Here is a 15,973-nt window from a genome sequence, read left to right as displayed (position 1 = left end):
CGCGGCACGCTCCGCCCGCCGCCGTTCAACCGTCAGGAGGGAGGACCCATGCGTTCGCTGTGGTACCGCAATGCGATCATCTACCAGATCGACGTCAGCGTATTTCGCGACGGCAATAACGACGGATGGGGCGATCTCCAGGGTCTGACGGCGCATCTCGAATACCTGCGCGGGCTCGGCGTGACCTGCATCTGGCTGTCGCCGTTCTACCAGTCGCCGTTTCGCGATGGCGGCTACGACATCACCGACCACCTCGCGGTCGATCCGCGCTTCGGCAATCTGGCCGACATGGTGGCGCTGCTGGAGAAGGCCGAGGAGCTCGGTATCCGCGTGATGGTGGAGCTGGTGGCGCACCACACGTCCGATCAGCACCGCTGGTTCCAGGAAGCGCGGCGCGACCGCAATTCGCCGTACCGCGACTACTACGTCTGGGCGGACGAGCCGGTGGAGACCGACGTCAAGCCGATCTTCCCGACCGTCGAGGACAGCGTCTGGACCTGGGACGAGGAAGCGGGCCAATACTATCGGCATGCCTTCTATTCGCACCAGCCCGATCTGAACATCGCCAACCCGGCGGTGCGCGCCGAGATCGAGGAGATCATGTCGTTCTGGCTGCGGCTCGGCGTATCGGGCTTCCGCATCGATGCGGCGGGGCACATGATCGATGGGGCCAAGGAAGCGGACCCGCGCGACGACGGCTTCTGGCTGCTGAACGACCTGCGCGCGTTCGCCACGCTGCGCCGCTCCGACGCGGTGCTGCTCGGCGAGGTCGACGTGCCGGCCGCGGACTACGCGCGCTATTTCGGCAAGGGCCATCGGCTGACGCTGGTGTCGAACTTCTTCCTGAACAACTTCCTGTTCCTGGCGCTTGCGCGGCAACAGGCCGAGCCGATCGAGCGCGCGCTGCGCGAGCAGCCCGACCCGCCCGAGCGCGCGCAGTACGCGGTATGGGTGCGCAATCACGACGAGCTCGATCTGGAGCGCCTCAGCGAGGCCGAGCGCGAGGAGGTGATGCAGCGCTTCGCGCCGGACGAGAACATGCGGGTCTACAACCGCGGCATCCGCCGCCGGCTGCCGCCGATGCTCGACGGCGACCAGCGCCGCATCGCGCAGGTCCATGCGCTGCTGTTCTCGCTGCCCGGCACGCCGATCCTGCGCTACGGCGAGGAGATCGGCATGGGCGAGGACCTGTCGCTGAAGGAGCGCCACGCTGTGCGCACGGCGATGCAATGGTCCGACGAGGTCAATGGCGGCTTCTCGCCCGCCGATCCCGCATCGCTGCCGGTGCCGGTGATCCGCGAGGGCCCGTTCGGCTACGGCGAGGTCAATATCTACGACCAAACGCTGCGCGACGATTCGCTGCTGGCCAAGACCGGCAAGATGATCCGCGCGCGCCTCGGCATGCCCGAGATCGGCTATGGCGAATGCACGGTGATGGAGGTCGGCTGTCCGTCGGTGCTGGCGCTGCGGCACGAGCTGGACGGGCAGGTGGTGTTCACCTTCGCCAATCTGTCGGACAAGGACGTCGAGGTGAAGCTGCCCGACGTCGAGGTCGGCGAGCTGCGCGACATGCTGGTCGATGGCCCGTATCCGCCGGCGCAGACCGCGCATACGCTGAAGCTGCGTGCCTACGGCTACCGGTGGCTGCGGCAGCGGCCATGCTTCGGGCCGTGATCGGGAGCATGCGTTCGGGCAAGGACAGCGACAACCAAGGAGAAACGCGATGGAAGCGATCGGACAACGGCGCTGGGTCATTGCGGAAGGCTATCTGCCGCCGACCGACCCTGCCGCCAGCCGGCAATTGAACAGCCACGAGGCGGCCTGCCTGCTCAATACCGGCGATGCTCCGGCCCATGTCACGGTGACGATCTTCTATGCGGATCGCGAGCCCGTCGGTCCGTACCGGCTGACGGTGCCGGCGCGGCGCACGCTGCATCTGCGCTTCAACGATCTGCACGACCCCGAGCCGATCCCCGAGGACACCGACTACGCCAGCGTGATCGAGTCCGATGTGCCGATCGTCGTGCAGCACACCCGGCTCGATTCGCGCCAGGCCGCGCTCGCGCTGATGACCACGCTGGCCTATCCGGTCCCGGCCTCGGTGTCCGCGGCGTCCGGTTGACCGCGGCGCACCCGATCCCCATCCCGCCCAGGAGTCCGCCATGCCCTTGATCGGTTATCACGCCTCGCACGAACAGTTCTCGCCAGGCGATCTGCTGCGCTATGCGCGCGCCGCGCAGCTGGCCGGCTTTACCGCGCTCAGCAGCTCCGACCACTTCCATCCGTGGAGCGAGCGGCAAGGGGAGAGCGGCCATTCCTGGTCCTGGCTCGGCGCCGCGATGGCGACCGTCGACCTGCCGACGGGCGTGGTCGCCTGCCCGTTCGGGCGCTACCACCCGGCCGTGGTGGCCCAGGCCGCGGCGACGCTGGAGGCCATGTTTCCGGGCCGGTTCTGGATCGCGCTCGGCACCGGCGAGGCGCTGAACGAACACATCACCGGCCGGCCGTGGCCGCCCAAGCCCGAGCGGCAGGCGATGCTGTCCGAATCGGTGGAGGTGATGCGCGCGCTGTGGCGCGGCGAGGAGGTGACGCACCGGGGCAGCATCGTCGTCGATCGCGCCCGGCTGTACACGCTGCCGCAGCGTCCGCCGCCGATCTTCGCCGCGGCGCTGACCGAGCAGACCGCGCGCTGGGCGGGGCAGTGGGCCGACGGCCTGATCACGATCTCGGCGCCGCGCGAGACCATGCGCGCGGTCATCGACGCCTTCCGCGAGGGCGGCGGCGGAGGCAAACCGGTGCATATCCAGGCCAAGATCGCCTATGCCGACCCCACCCAGGGCGACGAGGCCGCGCGCCGCATGGCCTACGAGCAGTGGCGCACCAATGTGTTCGACAGCGAGACCGCTGCAAACCTGGCGACCCCGGCCGAGTTCGATGCCCGCGCCGGCACCGTGTCCCCGGACGACATCGAGCGCGCGGTCCGGATCTCCTGCGACGCCGCGCAGCAGGCCGCCTGGCTTGCCGAAGACCTGGCGATGGGCGCCGACGCGGTCTTCCTGCACAACGTCTGCGGCAACCAGCAGGCCTGGCTCGACGCCTGCGCGCAGACGGTGCTGCCGCAGTTGCGGGGCGGCGCCTGAGCCTGGCTGCCTCCCCCGCAAGGCGGGCGCGGTCCGCCGTCGCGACAGACGTTCGGGGCAGCAGGCGACATCCGCCTGAAAAATTACCGGCCGCACAATACAAGAGACAATGCCCGCCCGGCCTTGCTCGGCGCGGGGCCGCGGCAAACTGCCTTCCTTTATACGGGTAAACCCGTATCCAGACCTCGTCTTGAAAACCCGAAACCCCGTCCCTATAATTAGCACTCGCCGGACGTGAGTGCTAACAGCGTGCTGTAACCTGCATCCGGCGGCCGATTTCAAGGGCCTCCGCAGTTCCGCGGCGGCCACTTTGCAAATAAATGCTCACTTGTACTAAGGAGTCCGTATGAATCTGCGTCCTTTGCACGACCGCGTGATCGTCAAGCGTCTGGACAACGAAACCAAGACCGCTTCCGGCATCGTGATTCCCGACAATGCTGCCGAGAAGCCCGATCAGGGCGAAGTGCTGGCCATCGGCCCGGGCAAGAAGGATGACAAGGGCGCGTCGATCGCCCTCGACGTCAAGGTGGGTGACCGCGTGCTGTTCGGCAAGTACGCCGGCCAGACCGTGAAGGTGGATGGCCAGGAACTGCTGGTCATGCGCGAAGAAGACATCATGGCGGTCATCAACAAGTGATGTCGCTGTCCGGGCGCCGCGCGTCCGGAACCCCCGGGGCGCACGGTTCCGCCGCTGCGGCGATCGCGCCCGGGACTTTTCCCGTACAGAATTCTGGAGATCTAGAACATGGCAGCTAAAGACGTAGTGTTCGGCGACAGCGCTCGCCACAAGATGGTCGAAGGCGTGAACATCCTGGCCAACGCGGTCAAGGTGACCCTGGGTCCGAAGGGCCGCAACGTGGTGCTCGAGCGCAGCTTCGGCGGCCCGACCGTGACCAAGGACGGCGTGTCGGTCGCCAAGGAAATCGAGCTGAAGGACAAGCTGCAGAACATGGGCGCCCAGATGGTCAAGGAAGTCGCTTCCAAGACCAGCGACAACGCCGGTGACGGTACCACCACCGCGACCGTGCTGGCCCAGTCGATCGTGCGCGAAGGCATGAAGTACGTTGCCGCCGGCATGAACCCGATGGATCTGAAGCGCGGCATCGACAAGGCCGTGGGCGCCGCCGTCGAAGAGCTGAAGAAGCTGAGCAAGCCGACCACGACCAGCAAGGAAATCGCCCAGGTTGGCGCGATCTCGGCCAACAGCGACGAAGTGATCGGCAAGCTGATCGCCGAAGCGATGGACAAGGTCGGCAAGGAAGGCGTGATCACCGTCGAAGACGGCAAGTCGCTGGCCGACGAGCTGGAAGTCGTCGAGGGCATGCAGTTCGACCGCGGCTACCTGTCGCCGTACTTCATCAACAACCCGGACAAGCAAGTCGTCCAGCTCGACAACCCGTTCGTGCTGCTGTTCGACAAGAAGATCTCGAACATCCGCGACCTGCTGCCGGTGCTGGAGCAAGTGGCCAAGTCGAGCCGTCCGCTGCTGATCATCGCCGAAGACGTCGAAGGCGAAGCGCTGGCGACCTTGGTGGTCAACAACATCCGTGGCATCCTGAAGACCGCCGCCGTCAAGGCGCCTGGCTTCGGCGACCGCCGCAAGGCCATGCTGGAAGACATCGCTATCCTGACCGGCGGCACCGTGATCGCCGAGGAAGTCGGCCTGACGCTGGAAAAGGCTACGCTGCAAGACCTGGGTCAAGCCAAGCGTGTCGAGATCGGCAAGGAAAACACCATCATCATCGACGGTGCCGGTGACGCCGCCGCGATCGAAGGCCGCGTCAAGCAGATCCGCGCCCAGATCGAGGAAGCGACCTCGGACTACGACCGCGAGAAGCTGCAAGAGCGCGTGGCCAAGCTGGCCGGCGGTGTTGCGGTGATCAAGGTTGGCGCTGCCACCGAAGTCGAAATGAAGGAAAAGAAGGCTCGCGTCGAAGACGCGCTGCACGCCACCCGCGCTGCCGTTGAAGAAGGCATCGTCCCGGGCGGCGGCGTGGCCCTGCTGCGTGCCCGCGCTGCGATCTCGAGCCTGAGCGGCGACAACCCCGACCAGAACGCCGGCATCAAGATCGTGCTGCGCGCCATGGAAGAGCCGCTGCGCCAGATCGTGCTGAACGCCGGCGAGGAAGCCTCGGTCGTCGTCGCCAAGGTCATCGAAGGCAACGGCAACTTCGGCTACAACGCCGCCAGCGGCGAGTACGGCGACCTGGTCGAGATGGGCGTGCTGGACCCGACCAAGGTGACCCGCACCGCGCTGCAAAACGCCGCTTCGGTCGCGTCGCTGATGCTGACCACCGACTGCGCGATCGCCGAAACGCCGAAGGAAGAGTCGGCGCCGGCAATGCCGGGCGGCATGGGTGGCATGGGCGGCATGGACGGCATGATGTAATCACGCCGGCCGTCGGCTCCGGCCGACTGCCCACGCTGCGCGAATCGCGTCAGTCAAAACCCCCACGGGTGCAAGCCCGTGGGGGTTTTTGTTTTGGGCTCGCGGTGGGGCGTTTTCGGGCGAGCTCAGACCTCGACCACATACCCCCAATCGAACCTCGCATTCTCCAGCGCCCCGTCGCCGCGTCGCACATAGCCGCGCGGGTTGCAGACGACGCGCGCGCCGTCGACGCGATAGTCGAAACTGGTGTGCGTATGGCCGTGGATCCAGAGGTCGGCGCGCTGGACCAGGTCGGGCCGGCGCGAGATGAAGCCGGCCGACGCAAGATCGTGCGCATAGCGCGGGTCGAGGCTGCCGAGGTCCGGCGCATGGTGGGTGACCACCACGGTGGCGCCGTCGAACGGCTTTTCCAGCTCGCCGGCCAGCCATGCCGACTCGGCCCGGTGCCGCGCCAGCGCATCGGCCGGCGTGAAGCGCCGCGGTCCGCGTTCACCGTCATCGCTGCCGTCTTCCACTGAGATCAGCCGATGGTCCAGCATGACCTTGGCGCAGGCCTGCATCGCCTCGTCGACGCGCTCGCGGCCGAACAGCGCGTAGTCCGACCACCAGGTCGTGCCCAGCACGCGGACCGGCGGCTGGCCCGGCAGTGCGAACACGGCCCCGCCGGCAGTCAGCAGGTGGACCTGAGGATGCTCGGCCGCGGCGGCGGCCAGTTGCGCATCGACCCGCGTGAACGTGCTGTCGTAGTACTCGTGGTTGCCGGGCACATAGACGATCGGCCCGCGCAGATGCCGCGCCGCCCAGTCGATGCCGTCGCGGCCGTTGGCGATGTCGCCGGCCAGTACGACCACGTCGGCGTCGCAGTCCGGGACCGATTCGGGGGTATGGTGTTCCAGATGCAGATCGCTCAGAACGCGTAGCTTCATGCCGCCTCCAGCTGGCCTCCAGACGGGCCTGTGCCATCGGAGTGTTCAGCATGCGGCGGGGACGGTCAAGTGCGGGCATCGCCGACCGGCACGCCGAGCGGACGCACCAGCGAAAAAGGCCCGGACGAATCCGGGCGAAGGCTGTCCGCGTTGCCTGGGTGTGATGGCGGGCAGCCGAGGGACTCGCGGGTCAGCCGCCCTGTCCGGTCATCGTCGGCAGCAGCACCCGCACGATCTGGATAAAGGCCGGCCCCAGCAGTACCACCAGCAGCGACGGGAAGATCAGGAAGATCAGCGGGAACAGCAGCTTCAGCGCGATCTTGGCCGCCTGCTCTTCTGCCAGCATCCGCCGCTTGGTGCGCAGCATGTCGGACAGCACGCGCAGCGATTCGCCCAGGCTGGTGCCGAACCGGTCGGCCTGCACCAGCATCGCGGCGAAGCGCTCGACGTCGTCGACACCGGTGCGCAGCGCCAGGTTGGACAGCGCCTTCTCCTTCGAGAAGCCCGAGCGCATCTCCAGCAGCATCAGCTCGAGCTCGTTGGCCAGCACCGGGCAGCGCAGCGACAGCTCGCCGGCGACCCGCATCAGCGCCGCATCGAGACCGAGCCCGGCCTCGACGCAGACCGTCAGCAGGTCGATCGCATCGGGAAACTCCTCGAACACGGCGCGCTTGCGCTGGGCGATCCTGCGCGCCAGCACCGCGTTGGGCAGGTAGTAGCCGACCGCGCAGATCGCGATCAGCAGCACCGCCAGCAGTGCGCCGTCGCTGGCCAGCGGCGTGCCGACGGTCGCCACCAGCGCGGCCAGCGGCAGTGCCAGCGCGAGCACGGTCTTGGCGGCGAAGTACAGCGTCGGGGCCGTGGTGCCGCGCCAGCCGGCGTTCATGAAGCGCACGCGCAGCGCGGAATTCTCCCAGCCTTCCCTGGGCAGCGCGAAGCGCGACACCGGCCTGGCCCATTCGCCGAGCCGCGCGCTCCAGTCGCTGCCGGCCTGCCCCGCGCCCGACGCGGCGCCTGGTCCCGCGGTGCCGCCGCCGCCAAGCCGCTCGAGCCGCGCGCGCAGCCGGTTCGGCGCACACACCAGCATCAGCCCGAGCGCCGCGCCGAACGCGGCGATGAATACCAGGCCGAGCAACAGCCATTGTTGTGTCTGCATGGCTTCCATGATTCCTCCTATACCCGGATACGGATGATCCTGCGCATCCACAACACCCCGAGCGCCATCATGACCAGCGCCGTGCCGGCCATGCGGATGCCCGCCGGGTCCTGCCACAGCACGTCGAGAAAGCCCGGGTTCAGCACCGAGATCAGCCCGGCGGTGCCGAACGGCAGCAGGCCGAGGATCCACGCCGACAGCCGGCCTTCCGCGGACAGCACGCGGATCTTGTCGAACAGCTTGAGCCGCTCGCGCACCAGCCGGCTGATGGTGTCGAGCACCTCGGCCAGGTTGCCGCCGCTTTCGCGCTGGATCAGCACGGCGATCACGAAGTAGCGCAGGTCGCCGACCGGCACCCGTATCGCCAGGCTGGTCAGCGCATCGTCGAGCGAGACGCCGTAGTTGATCTCTTCGAAGGCGAGCCGGAATTCGGGCCCGAGCGGGGCCTTCATTTCCTGGCCGACGGTGCCGAGCGCGCCTGCGAACGAGTGCCCGGCGCGCAGCGACCGGCTGATCATGTCGATGGCATCGGGCAATTGCGCCTCCATGCGCTTCAGCCGCCGTTGCCGTTGCGCCAGCGTACGCAGCACGGGAAGCGTCGCGGCCAGCAGCGCGCCGGCGGCGGCCAGCCAGAACGGCAGCGGCAGCAGCGACAGCACGGCGAACGCGATCAGCAGGCTGGCGGCGCTGAAGCCCAGCAGCTGGCCGACCGACCAGGTGCTGCCCGACTGCTGCAGCCAGCGGTCCAGCGCGGCCACGCGCGGCACCCGCATCAGCAGGCGCTGCATCCGCGGGCTGCCGGCCAGCATCCGCTCCTTCAGGATCGACATCTGCTCGCGGCCGATCTGGCCGCCGGCCGACAGCGCGCGGATACGCGCGTCGATGCGCCGTGCCGATGCGCCATGATGGCTGCTCCACCACAGGTAGACCGCTTCGATGGCGAGCACGACGGCAATGAACAGCAACACGCCGAACGCGTACAGCGCGTAGTGTCCCAGCTGTCCCAACTGTGCGAATTGACCGAGGTTCATGGTCGCTCTCCGTCAGGCCGCCATGCCCTGGATGTCGAAGCGCCGCGACGGATCGTAGGTCTCGTCCGGCAGCGCGACGCCGTAGACGCGCAGCCGCTCGGCAAACTTCGGATAGACGCCGGTCGCGCGGAAATGGCCGCGCACGGTGCCGTCCTGGCCGACGCCCGTACGCTGGAACGTGAAGATCTCCTGCATGTTGATGACGTCGCCCTCCATGCCGGTGATCTCCTGGATGCTGACGATCTTGCGGCTGCCGTCGCTGAGCCGCGCCGCCTGCACGATCACCGTGATCGCCGATGCGATCTGGTGGCGGATCGCCTTCGGCGGCACGTTCATGCCGGCCATGCTGACCATGTTCTCGAGCCGCGTCAGCGCATCGCGCGGCGTGTTGGCGTGGATCGTGGTCAGCGAGCCCTCGTGGCCGGTGTTCATCGCATTGAGCATGTCCAGCGCCTCGGCGCCGCGCACTTCGCCGAGGATGATCCGGTCGGGCCGCATCCGCAGCGCATTGCGGACCAGCGAGCGCTGCGTGATCTCGCCCTTGCCCTCGATATTGGGAGGGCGGGTCTCCAGCCGCAGCACATGGGGTTGCCGCAATTGCAGTTCGGCGGCGTCCTCGATGGTGACCACGCGCTCGTCGAGCGGGATGAAGCCGGACACGATGTTCAGCAGCGTGGTCTTGCCGCTGCCGGTGCCGCCCGACACCAGCAGATTGACCTTGGCGTGCGCCAGCGCCTGCAGCAGCTGGGCCATCGGCGGCGTCAGGCTCTGGTACGCGACCAGGTCGGCGACCTGCAGCGGATTGACGGCAAAACGGCGGATCGACAGCAGCGGACCGTCGATCGCCGACGGCGGGATGATCGCGTTGACGCGCGAGCCGTCAGGCAGGCGCGCATCGACCATCGGGCTGGTCTCGTCGATGCGGCGCCCGACGCGCGACACGATCTTCTCGATGACCTTCATCAGGTGCGCGTCGTCGTAGAACACGATGTCGGTCAGTTCCAGCTTGCCGCGGCGCTCGACATAGGTCTGGCGCGCGGTATTGACCAGGATGTCGGACACGGTGGGATCGCGCAGCAGCGGCTCGAGGGGGCCGAAGCCGAACATCTCGTCGTAGATCTCGCCGATCAGCAGGCGGCGCTCGGCGTCGTTGAGCAGCACCTTGCCCTCGTCGACGATCGCGCCGACCAGCAGGCCGATCTCGTGCCGGACCTGATCGGGCGGAATATGCGCAAGCCGCTCCAGCTCGACGCGCTCGAGCACGGCCTCGTGCACGGTGCGCTTGAGCGCGCGATAACCGCCGCCGCCGGACAGCGCGGTGGCAGGATGGCCGTTGACGGACAGGGCGGCAAAGTCCGGGCTGGCGTTCGACAGTTGTTCGCGGATCGACATGGCGGTCTCCGGCTCGAGGGAAGGTTGGCGTGCGGGCGCAGGGGTGGGCGCGGACTTGCTGGCGTAATGCCGTATTGGCGTATTGGCGTATTGGCGTATTGGCGTATTGGCGTATTGGCGTGCTGGCGTGCTGGCGTGCTGGCGTGCTGGCGGCGCAACGACGCTGCTCAGGCCGCCTTGACCCGCAGCAGCAGCCGGCGCAGCGACGAGGGCTCGCTGCCCCCCTGCGGTTCCGGTTCCGCGGCGGCCAGCTGCGCGGCCAGCGACTGCAGCGCCCGCGCGATGGCGCTGCGCCGGTGCATCGCTAGCACCGCCTCGCCGTGGCTGATCGCCGCGGCGACCGTCGCCGCATCCTCGGGCAGGGCGTGCCAGACCGGGCTGCCGCAGATCTGCTCGAGCGAGGTGCGCTCCAGCTCGTTGCGGCGATCGTCGCGGTTCAGCAGCACGCGGATCTTGTCGTCGGGGTAGTGCAGCGCCCGCAGGATGTCGAGCAGGCGCCGGCCGGTGCGTGCGTAGGCGATGGTCGGCTGCAGCACCACGCCGATGCGGTCGCTGCGGTCGAGCACGCCGATCGACACCGGATCGATCGCCTGGCCGGCATCGACCAGCACGAAGTCATAGTGCGGCAGCGCCAGCGACAGGATCCATTCGACCTGCTCCTTGCGCACCGACGCCGCCTTGATCGGATCGGCCGCGCCGGCCAGCACGTCGAAGCCGTCGGCTACCGGCGTCAGGCATGCTTCGAGGAAGGCCGCGTCCATGCGGTCGATCTGCGCGCAGACGTCGGGCAGCGTCGCCGGCGGCGTACGGTCGCAGATCGTGTGCACCAGATCGCCGAACTGGCGGTTCAGGTCCAGCACCAGCACGCGCCTGCCCTGCGCGGCCAGCGCATGGCCGAGGTTGGCGGTCAGGAAGGTCACGCCGGCGCCGCCCTTGCACGACAGCAGCGACACCAGCCGCGCGGCGCGGCGGCGCCGCTGGGTGCCGGCAGCCTGCAGCCGGCGCAGCGCGTCGCCGAGCTGGCCCTGCTCCAGCGGCCATGCCAGCACGTCGCGGATGCCGGTGCGCAGCGCCTTGATCAGCAGCTCGGGGTCGACCGCGTCGGTGATCAGGATGCAGGGCAGCTCGGGATGCTGCTGCCGCATCGCCTCGATGCCCTGCATCTGCGCCGGTCCCATGTTGCCGTGCGCGATCACCAGCATGTCGGCCAGCGCCAGCTGGCTCGCATGCGATGCGATGCGCGCCGGCGCCTCGGTCAGCGCCAGCGTCTGGAACGATCCGCACTGGGTGCACAGCCGCGCGATCTCGGCCAGCCGGTCGGTTTGCTCGGAGGCGATCAGAATCGTCAGCATGACGGCTTCTCCTGTTCGTTGTTCTGTGCGCCGCGACGGGCGCCGCGAGGCGTTGCCATGTTCAGCTGCAGACCGGCCCGCCGGTCGCGCTGTTCATGCTTTCGCGCGACAGCGTGGTGGCAAAGGGCGGCACCGGCAGCGCCATCGGAATCATCGGCACCAGCGTCTGCACGGTCAGGCCGGTGACGCTGACGGTCACGCTGGCGCAGCTGGCGCGCGCGGTATCAGGATCGCTGTCGCAGCCGGCGGGCTCGTAGACCAGCGCGATGTTCGACGGCGCCAGCTGCGGCATCAGCGTCGCCATGCGTGTCTTGATGATCGCGGCATTGGCATCGCAGACCACCGCCATGCGCGCGCCCCAGCGCGTCGCCTCGCTGGCGGTGTTCCAGTGGAACAGCACGCGCGCCATCTCGGCCACGCCGATCAGCAGCGTGAAGAACAGCATCGCGACGATCGCGAACTCGACCACGGTGGCGCCGCGCTGGCGCGCGCGCCGCATGCGCGTGGCGCGGGGGAGGAGGGCGGGCTTCATAGCACTTGCCTCATCACGGTCATCACATCGGAGAACACCAGTCCGCCGGCATCGATCAGCGGCTGGATCGGCGAGTAGGCAAAGCCGGTGATCTTGACCGCCACCAGGTTGACCGTGCCGGCCGGCACGCCGGCACCGGCGCCGTTGTCGTAGGTATTGACGTTGGCGAAGGTCATGCCCGGACAGCCCGCCGCGTCGACGCGGTCGCAGATCACCACCATCGCGGTACTGAGTCCGCCGACCAGCGGAGCACCGGTGCAGCCGGTATTGCCATGGACCGCCATGCATTTGGCCTGCGCGGCCGGATAGCCGGCGTCGTCGGGCGAGAACTGCGACAGGTAGCGCGTGGCGCCGCGCGTGGCCTTGGTCAGCGCGTCGTACTGGTAGATCGCGCGGCCGAACTCGGCGACGCCGCACAGCATCAGCAGCAGCGGGATCAGCAGGATCGCGAACTCGACCGCGGCCACGCCGCGCTGGCGTTCGCGCGCGCCGGCGCGACGCAGCGCGAGCCGGTGATGGCGCGCGGCAGTGCCGCTGGCGGAGCGGGGGATCGGCGTCGTCACGATGGCCTCCTGTCGCTTGTCGATGCGGCCGGCCGCTACTGCACCAGCACCGGCACCAGCGGGCCGGGCCCGCTGCCCAGGCCCGGGATGCCCTGCGTCGCGCACGGGCTGCCCAGCGAGCTCGACGCGCCCCGGTATTCGAGCCGCACCGAGTTGATGTTGCCGCCCCATTGCATCGGCTCGATCATCAGCAGGCAGGCCCATTCGAGTACGCTGGCCTTGTGCGTGCCGGACACCGCGAAGCCGCTGCAGTCGACCACCGGAGCCAGCACCATGCGCCGGTCGGCGCCGCCCTGATGCGCGGCGGTGCCGGACGGCGAGCCCTTGGTATCGATCATCGCGACGCTGTCGCCCTGGTACGGCGCGTAGGCCTTGCGCCTGGCGGTGAAGTCCGGATAGGCGTTGGCCTTGGCGGGCCAGGTGGTGTCGTTGTACGCATGGCCGGTGAAGTCGGGCACGCCGACCACCTTGCCGGCCTTGACGATGCCGAAGCGGCTGTTCCACTCGTCCGCCAGCGACGACTTGTTGCCGGTGGTGCCGATCTCGGTGCCGAGCGCCGGCAGGTTGCATTGGCCCGAGCCCTTCAGCTGTTCGGCCAGGCTCTTGGTGCCGCTGCCGCCGCCGAGATCGGCCCAGCCGAAATTGCCGCCGCCATACTCGCCCTTGTTGCCCGCATCGAGCTTCGAAATCAGCCACTGGCCCACGGTGTAGGGCGGCTCCGGCGGGCTGATGGTGTCCGGCTTGCAGATGAATACCGGGATCGCGCACGCGGTCTGCGCGGCGCCGACGGTGGCCACGGCGAATGACGACACGGTGCTGGGACCGACATTGCCGCCGGGCAGCAGGTTCAGCACCTGGGCGAACCAGTTGGCGATGCCTGCGCGCGAGGCCGCGCACTTGACGTACTTGATGGTGTCGAGCGCGTACGGCACGCTGCTCTTCGGATAGAACGGGTTGGCCAGTGCGTCGCTGTAGGTGACGCTGCTGTCCGCGGCGAACTGCACCGATTCGCTCTGGAACAGCGCCAGATTGCGATAGCCGGCGGTGATGCCGGCCGCCTCGGACACCGCCAGCGGCGTGGCGCCGGTCAGATCGCGCGCCGCCGCCAGCGCGCAGGCGTCGGCACCGTTCTGCAGCTCGCTCTTGGCCACGTAGAGCTTGCCGAGGTCGAGCGCCAGCCCGAGAAACCCCACCATCGCGACCAGCGACAATGCGACGACGATCGCGACGGCGCCTTGCTGGCGCCGCAGCGTCGCTGCCCGCCGGCGTGGATGCGGTCTCGCTGTGTTCGGCTGCATCATGGCTGTCTCCCTGGCTTGCGAACTGGCTGGCGAACTGACTCGCTCCGCTGCATCGCGCCGCCGCGCGTCAGCGCGTGCCGATGCCGCCCGACATGCCGATGCCGCCCTGCATGCCGGCGCCGTTGCCATGGGCGCCGCCGGGCGACAGCCGCTGCAGCGAGCGGTCGTAGTTGCCCATCGCCGCGACGGCGGCCTTGCCGTCGACGCCGGTCAGGGAAGGCAAGCCGGCTGGCGCGTTCGGGTTGATGATCTGGGCCTGCTTGACCGCATGGACCGACTGTCCGAAGCGGCTGTCCCAGACCGGCGTGGTGCTGATGCAGGCGGCCAGCAGCGGTGCGGCGAGCAGGGCAGCGAGCCCGGCGCGTACGCGCGACGATGGCGAAGGCTTGTGGATGGCGTGCTTGTTCATGGCGTTCTCCTGACGGTGCGCTCAGTTCAGGGCGGCGGGCTTGCCGTCCGCGCCCGCGGGCGTTGCCGCACGGGCACGGGCGAGCCGCGCGGCAGTCGCCTCGATCCGGGCGATCCGCTGGGCCTGCGACTCCTCCCGCGCCACCGGTGCGGCAGCGCTTGCGACGGACGGCGCCGCGGATGGCGTGGTACGCGAGGCCGATGTTTCCGCCGCCGTGGGCGCTTCCGCGAGCGGCCGGCCTGCCGGCAGCGCGGTGCGCGGCACCGGGGAGGGGGAGGCCGGCGCAGAGGACGGCGGCGGCGCCAGCGTGGCCGGTTGCGGTGCGGAGCGAGGGGCCGGCGCTTGCGGCGCGGGCGCGGGCGATTGCGGTGCGGCCGGCGCGGGCTTGCCGGTGGAGCCCTCCATGTTGCCGAGCAGGTACAGCTCGAGCGGATTCGGCGTCGAGAAGCTGTCGGTCGGCAGCGGCGCGCCTGCATGCTGCATCGGCTGCACCAGCCGCGGCGTGATGATGAAGATCAGCTCCGACATGTCCTGCTGGAACGATGTGCTGCGGAACAGCGCACCGAGCACCGGCACTTCGCCGGCACCGGGCAGCGCCTTCAGCGCGCCGCGCGCGTTGTTCTGCAGCAGCCCGCCGATGGCGAAGCTCTCGCCGTCGCGCATCTGCACGGTGGTGGACGCGCGCCGCGTGGTGATCACCGGCAGGATCGTCTGGCCCGTCAACGTCGCGCCGGTCACGGTGGCACCGGTCGGCGACAGCTCGGAGACTTCCGGCGCGACCTTCAGGTTGATGCGGCCGTTGGCCAGCACGGTCGGCGTGAACTTCAGCCCCACGCCGAACTCCTCTTCCTGCAGCGTGATGGTCGGCACGCCGCCCACTACGGCGTTGCTCTGCGCCACCGGGATATAGATCTTGCCGCCGGCGAGGAAGCTGGCCTCCTGCCCGCTCAGGGTGACCAGGTTCGGCTCGGCGAGGATCTTGACCAGCGAGTCGTTCTTTTGCGCATCGATCGCGATGTCCAGCGGCAGGTTGTTGGCCTTGCTGCCGAAGATGGCGGTGCGCGAGCCGGTCAGCAGCGAAGTGACCAGGCCCCCGGTCCACGAGCCGATGCCGCCCTGCAGGTTCAGCTGCGAGCCGAGCTGGTTCAGCAGCGTCTTCGAGACTTCGGCGACCTTGACCTCGAGCATCACCTGCTGCGGCGTGTCGACGCTCAGCATGTTCAGCACGCCGCCGTTCTTCGCCTCCTTGTCGCCCTGCGCGACCGCGGCATAGGCGCGGGCGATCTCGACCGCCTGCTGGGCCGCCTGCGCGCTGGACACGCTGCCGGTCAGCACCAGGTTGTCGGCGGCGGTGGCGACGCGAATGCCGCGCTCGGTGGGCATCAGCTGCGCCAGCGAACCCTGCAGGCCGCCGGCATCGACATTGACCGCGATATTGATCACGCTGCAGGCGCCGCTGCGACCCTGCACGATCATGTTGGTGGTGCCCAGGCTGCGGCCCAGCACGTACATCGTCTGCGGCGACACCATGGTCGCCTGCACGACCTCGGGATTGCCGACGGTCCGGTTGCGCACCGGCTCGGGCAGCGGGATCAGCGTGGACTTGCCGATCGGCACCACCACATGGCTTTCCTCGCGCACCGGGCCGCTGCAATTGGGCCCGCGCGTATCGGCCGCCGGCACCGGCGCGCGGGCCGGCGCCATGCTGATCGTCATCTGCATCGGCGCGCCGGACGCCGCGGCCGCGCCGGCGTTGCCCGCCGGGCGCGCCCCGGCCGCGGG

The 15,973-nt window shown here is 68.9% G+C and carries 15 protein-coding genes; 5 read left to right on the top strand and 10 right to left on the bottom strand.

Annotated elements, in window-relative coordinates; genetic code table 11:
• Positions 1 to 48 precede the first annotated feature (48 nt).
• The 5 genes from F7Q96_RS24255 to groL all read left to right on the top strand — a co-directional run bounded on the left by F7Q96_RS24255 (position 49) and on the right by groL (position 5,529).
• Positions 49 to 1,674, top strand: a complete 1,626-nt coding sequence (locus F7Q96_RS24255; protein WP_053822277.1) for an alpha-amylase family protein — start codon at positions 49 to 51, stop codon at positions 1,672 to 1,674.
• A gap of 49 nt (positions 1,675 to 1,723) precedes the next feature.
• A complete protein-coding gene (locus tag F7Q96_RS24250; protein WP_053822276.1) occupies positions 1,724 to 2,122 on the top strand; it encodes a sensory rhodopsin transducer in 399 nt (132 codons plus the stop codon).
• A 40-nt stretch (positions 2,123 to 2,162) separates the two neighbouring features.
• Positions 2,163 to 3,140, top strand: a complete 978-nt coding sequence (locus F7Q96_RS24245) for a TIGR03885 family FMN-dependent LLM class oxidoreductase (protein WP_151023418.1) — start codon at positions 2,163 to 2,165, stop codon at positions 3,138 to 3,140.
• Between the two features lie 346 nt (positions 3,141 to 3,486).
• Positions 3,487 to 3,777 (top strand): co-chaperone GroES, encoded by a 291-nt coding sequence (gene groES / locus F7Q96_RS24240; protein ID WP_006578153.1) that lies wholly within the window; start codon positions 3,487 to 3,489, stop codon positions 3,775 to 3,777.
• 108 nt (positions 3,778 to 3,885) lie between these two features.
• Entirely contained in the window at positions 3,886 to 5,529 is a 1,644-nt protein-coding gene (gene groL, locus F7Q96_RS24235) for a chaperonin GroEL (protein WP_053822274.1), read from the top strand.
• 125 nt (positions 5,530 to 5,654) lie between these two features.
• Here the strand turns inward: groL and F7Q96_RS24230 are convergent, their stop codons facing one another.
• From F7Q96_RS24230 to F7Q96_RS24185, 10 genes are all read right to left on the bottom strand, one after another.
• Entirely contained in the window at positions 5,655 to 6,455 is an 801-nt protein-coding gene (locus tag F7Q96_RS24230) for a metallophosphoesterase (RefSeq protein ID WP_053822273.1), read from the bottom strand.
• Positions 6,456 to 6,645: 190 nt separating this feature from the next.
• Positions 6,646 to 7,620, bottom strand: a complete 975-nt coding sequence (locus tag F7Q96_RS24225) for a type II secretion system F family protein (RefSeq protein WP_212762950.1) — start codon at positions 7,618 to 7,620, stop codon at positions 6,646 to 6,648.
• 8 nt (positions 7,621 to 7,628) lie between these two features.
• Positions 7,629 to 8,642 (bottom strand): type II secretion system F family protein, encoded by a 1,014-nt coding sequence (locus tag F7Q96_RS24220; protein ID WP_053822272.1) that lies wholly within the window; start codon positions 8,640 to 8,642, stop codon positions 7,629 to 7,631.
• A 12-nt stretch (positions 8,643 to 8,654) separates the two neighbouring features.
• On the bottom strand, positions 8,655 to 10,034 hold the full coding sequence (locus tag F7Q96_RS24215) for a CpaF family protein (protein WP_053822271.1): 1,380 nt from the start codon (positions 10,032 to 10,034) through the stop codon (positions 8,655 to 8,657).
• A 167-nt stretch (positions 10,035 to 10,201) separates the two neighbouring features.
• The gene (locus tag F7Q96_RS24210; protein WP_053822270.1) at positions 10,202 to 11,386 is read right to left on the bottom strand and encodes an AAA family ATPase; all 1,185 of its coding nucleotides are present in this window, start codon (positions 11,384 to 11,386) and stop codon (positions 10,202 to 10,204) included.
• Between the two features lie 61 nt (positions 11,387 to 11,447).
• A complete protein-coding gene (locus F7Q96_RS24205) occupies positions 11,448 to 11,918 on the bottom strand; it encodes a TadE/TadG family type IV pilus assembly protein (RefSeq protein WP_151023416.1) in 471 nt (156 codons plus the stop codon).
• Positions 11,915 to 12,421 (bottom strand): TadE/TadG family type IV pilus assembly protein, encoded by a 507-nt coding sequence (locus tag F7Q96_RS24200; RefSeq protein WP_151023425.1) that lies wholly within the window; start codon positions 12,419 to 12,421, stop codon positions 11,915 to 11,917. The genes F7Q96_RS24205 and F7Q96_RS24200 overlap by 4 nt, the downstream gene beginning before the upstream one ends.
• A 95-nt stretch (positions 12,422 to 12,516) precedes the next feature.
• Complete coding sequence (locus F7Q96_RS24195; protein WP_151023414.1) at positions 12,517 to 13,782, bottom strand: pilus assembly protein TadG-related protein; 1,266 nt, start codon at positions 13,780 to 13,782, stop codon at positions 12,517 to 12,519.
• A gap of 67 nt (positions 13,783 to 13,849) precedes the next feature.
• Positions 13,850 to 14,191, bottom strand: coding sequence for a hypothetical protein (locus tag F7Q96_RS24190; RefSeq protein WP_151023412.1), 342 nt, complete (start codon positions 14,189 to 14,191; stop codon positions 13,850 to 13,852).
• Positions 14,192 to 14,212: 21 nt separating this feature from the next.
• Positions 14,213 to 15,973, bottom strand: a 1,761-nt coding sequence (locus tag F7Q96_RS24185) for a type II and III secretion system protein family protein (RefSeq protein ID WP_151023410.1), incomplete at its 5' end; no start/stop codon positions are given.

This window comes from Cupriavidus gilardii, assembly GCF_008801915.1.
GTDB classification, from domain to species: Bacteria; Pseudomonadota; Gammaproteobacteria; order Burkholderiales; family Burkholderiaceae; genus Cupriavidus; species Cupriavidus gilardii.
Note: the sequence above shows the minus strand (reverse complement) of the source record. Positions and strands in the feature narration are given on the sequence as shown.

Coding starts and splice junctions, on each gene's coding strand:
- F7Q96_RS24255 (WP_053822277.1), top strand. CDS start 49: ATGCGTTCGCTGTGGTACCGCAATGCGATCATCTACCAGATCGACGTC.
- F7Q96_RS24250 (WP_053822276.1), top strand. CDS start 1,724: ATGGAAGCGATCGGACAACGGCGCTGGGTCATTGCGGAAGGCTATCTG.
- F7Q96_RS24245 (WP_151023418.1), top strand. CDS start 2,163: ATGCCCTTGATCGGTTATCACGCCTCGCACGAACAGTTCTCGCCAGGC.
- groES (WP_006578153.1), top strand. CDS start 3,487: ATGAATCTGCGTCCTTTGCACGACCGCGTGATCGTCAAGCGTCTGGAC.
- groL (WP_053822274.1), top strand. CDS start 3,886: ATGGCAGCTAAAGACGTAGTGTTCGGCGACAGCGCTCGCCACAAGATG.
- F7Q96_RS24230 (WP_053822273.1), bottom strand. CDS start 6,455: ATGAAGCTACGCGTTCTGAGCGATCTGCATCTGGAACACCATACCCCC.
- F7Q96_RS24225 (WP_212762950.1), bottom strand. CDS start 7,620: ATGGAAGCCATGCAGACACAACAATGGCTGTTGCTCGGCCTGGTATTC.
- F7Q96_RS24220 (WP_053822272.1), bottom strand. CDS start 8,642: ATGAACCTCGGTCAATTCGCACAGTTGGGACAGCTGGGACACTACGCG.
- F7Q96_RS24215 (WP_053822271.1), bottom strand. CDS start 10,034: ATGTCGATCCGCGAACAACTGTCGAACGCCAGCCCGGACTTTGCCGCC.
- F7Q96_RS24210 (WP_053822270.1), bottom strand. CDS start 11,386: ATGCTGACGATTCTGATCGCCTCCGAGCAAACCGACCGGCTGGCCGAG.
- F7Q96_RS24205 (WP_151023416.1), bottom strand. CDS start 11,918: ATGAAGCCCGCCCTCCTCCCCCGCGCCACGCGCATGCGGCGCGCGCGC.
- F7Q96_RS24195 (WP_151023414.1), bottom strand. CDS start 13,782: ATGATGCAGCCGAACACAGCGAGACCGCATCCACGCCGGCGGGCAGCG.
- F7Q96_RS24190 (WP_151023412.1), bottom strand. CDS start 14,191: ATGAACAAGCACGCCATCCACAAGCCTTCGCCATCGTCGCGCGTACGC.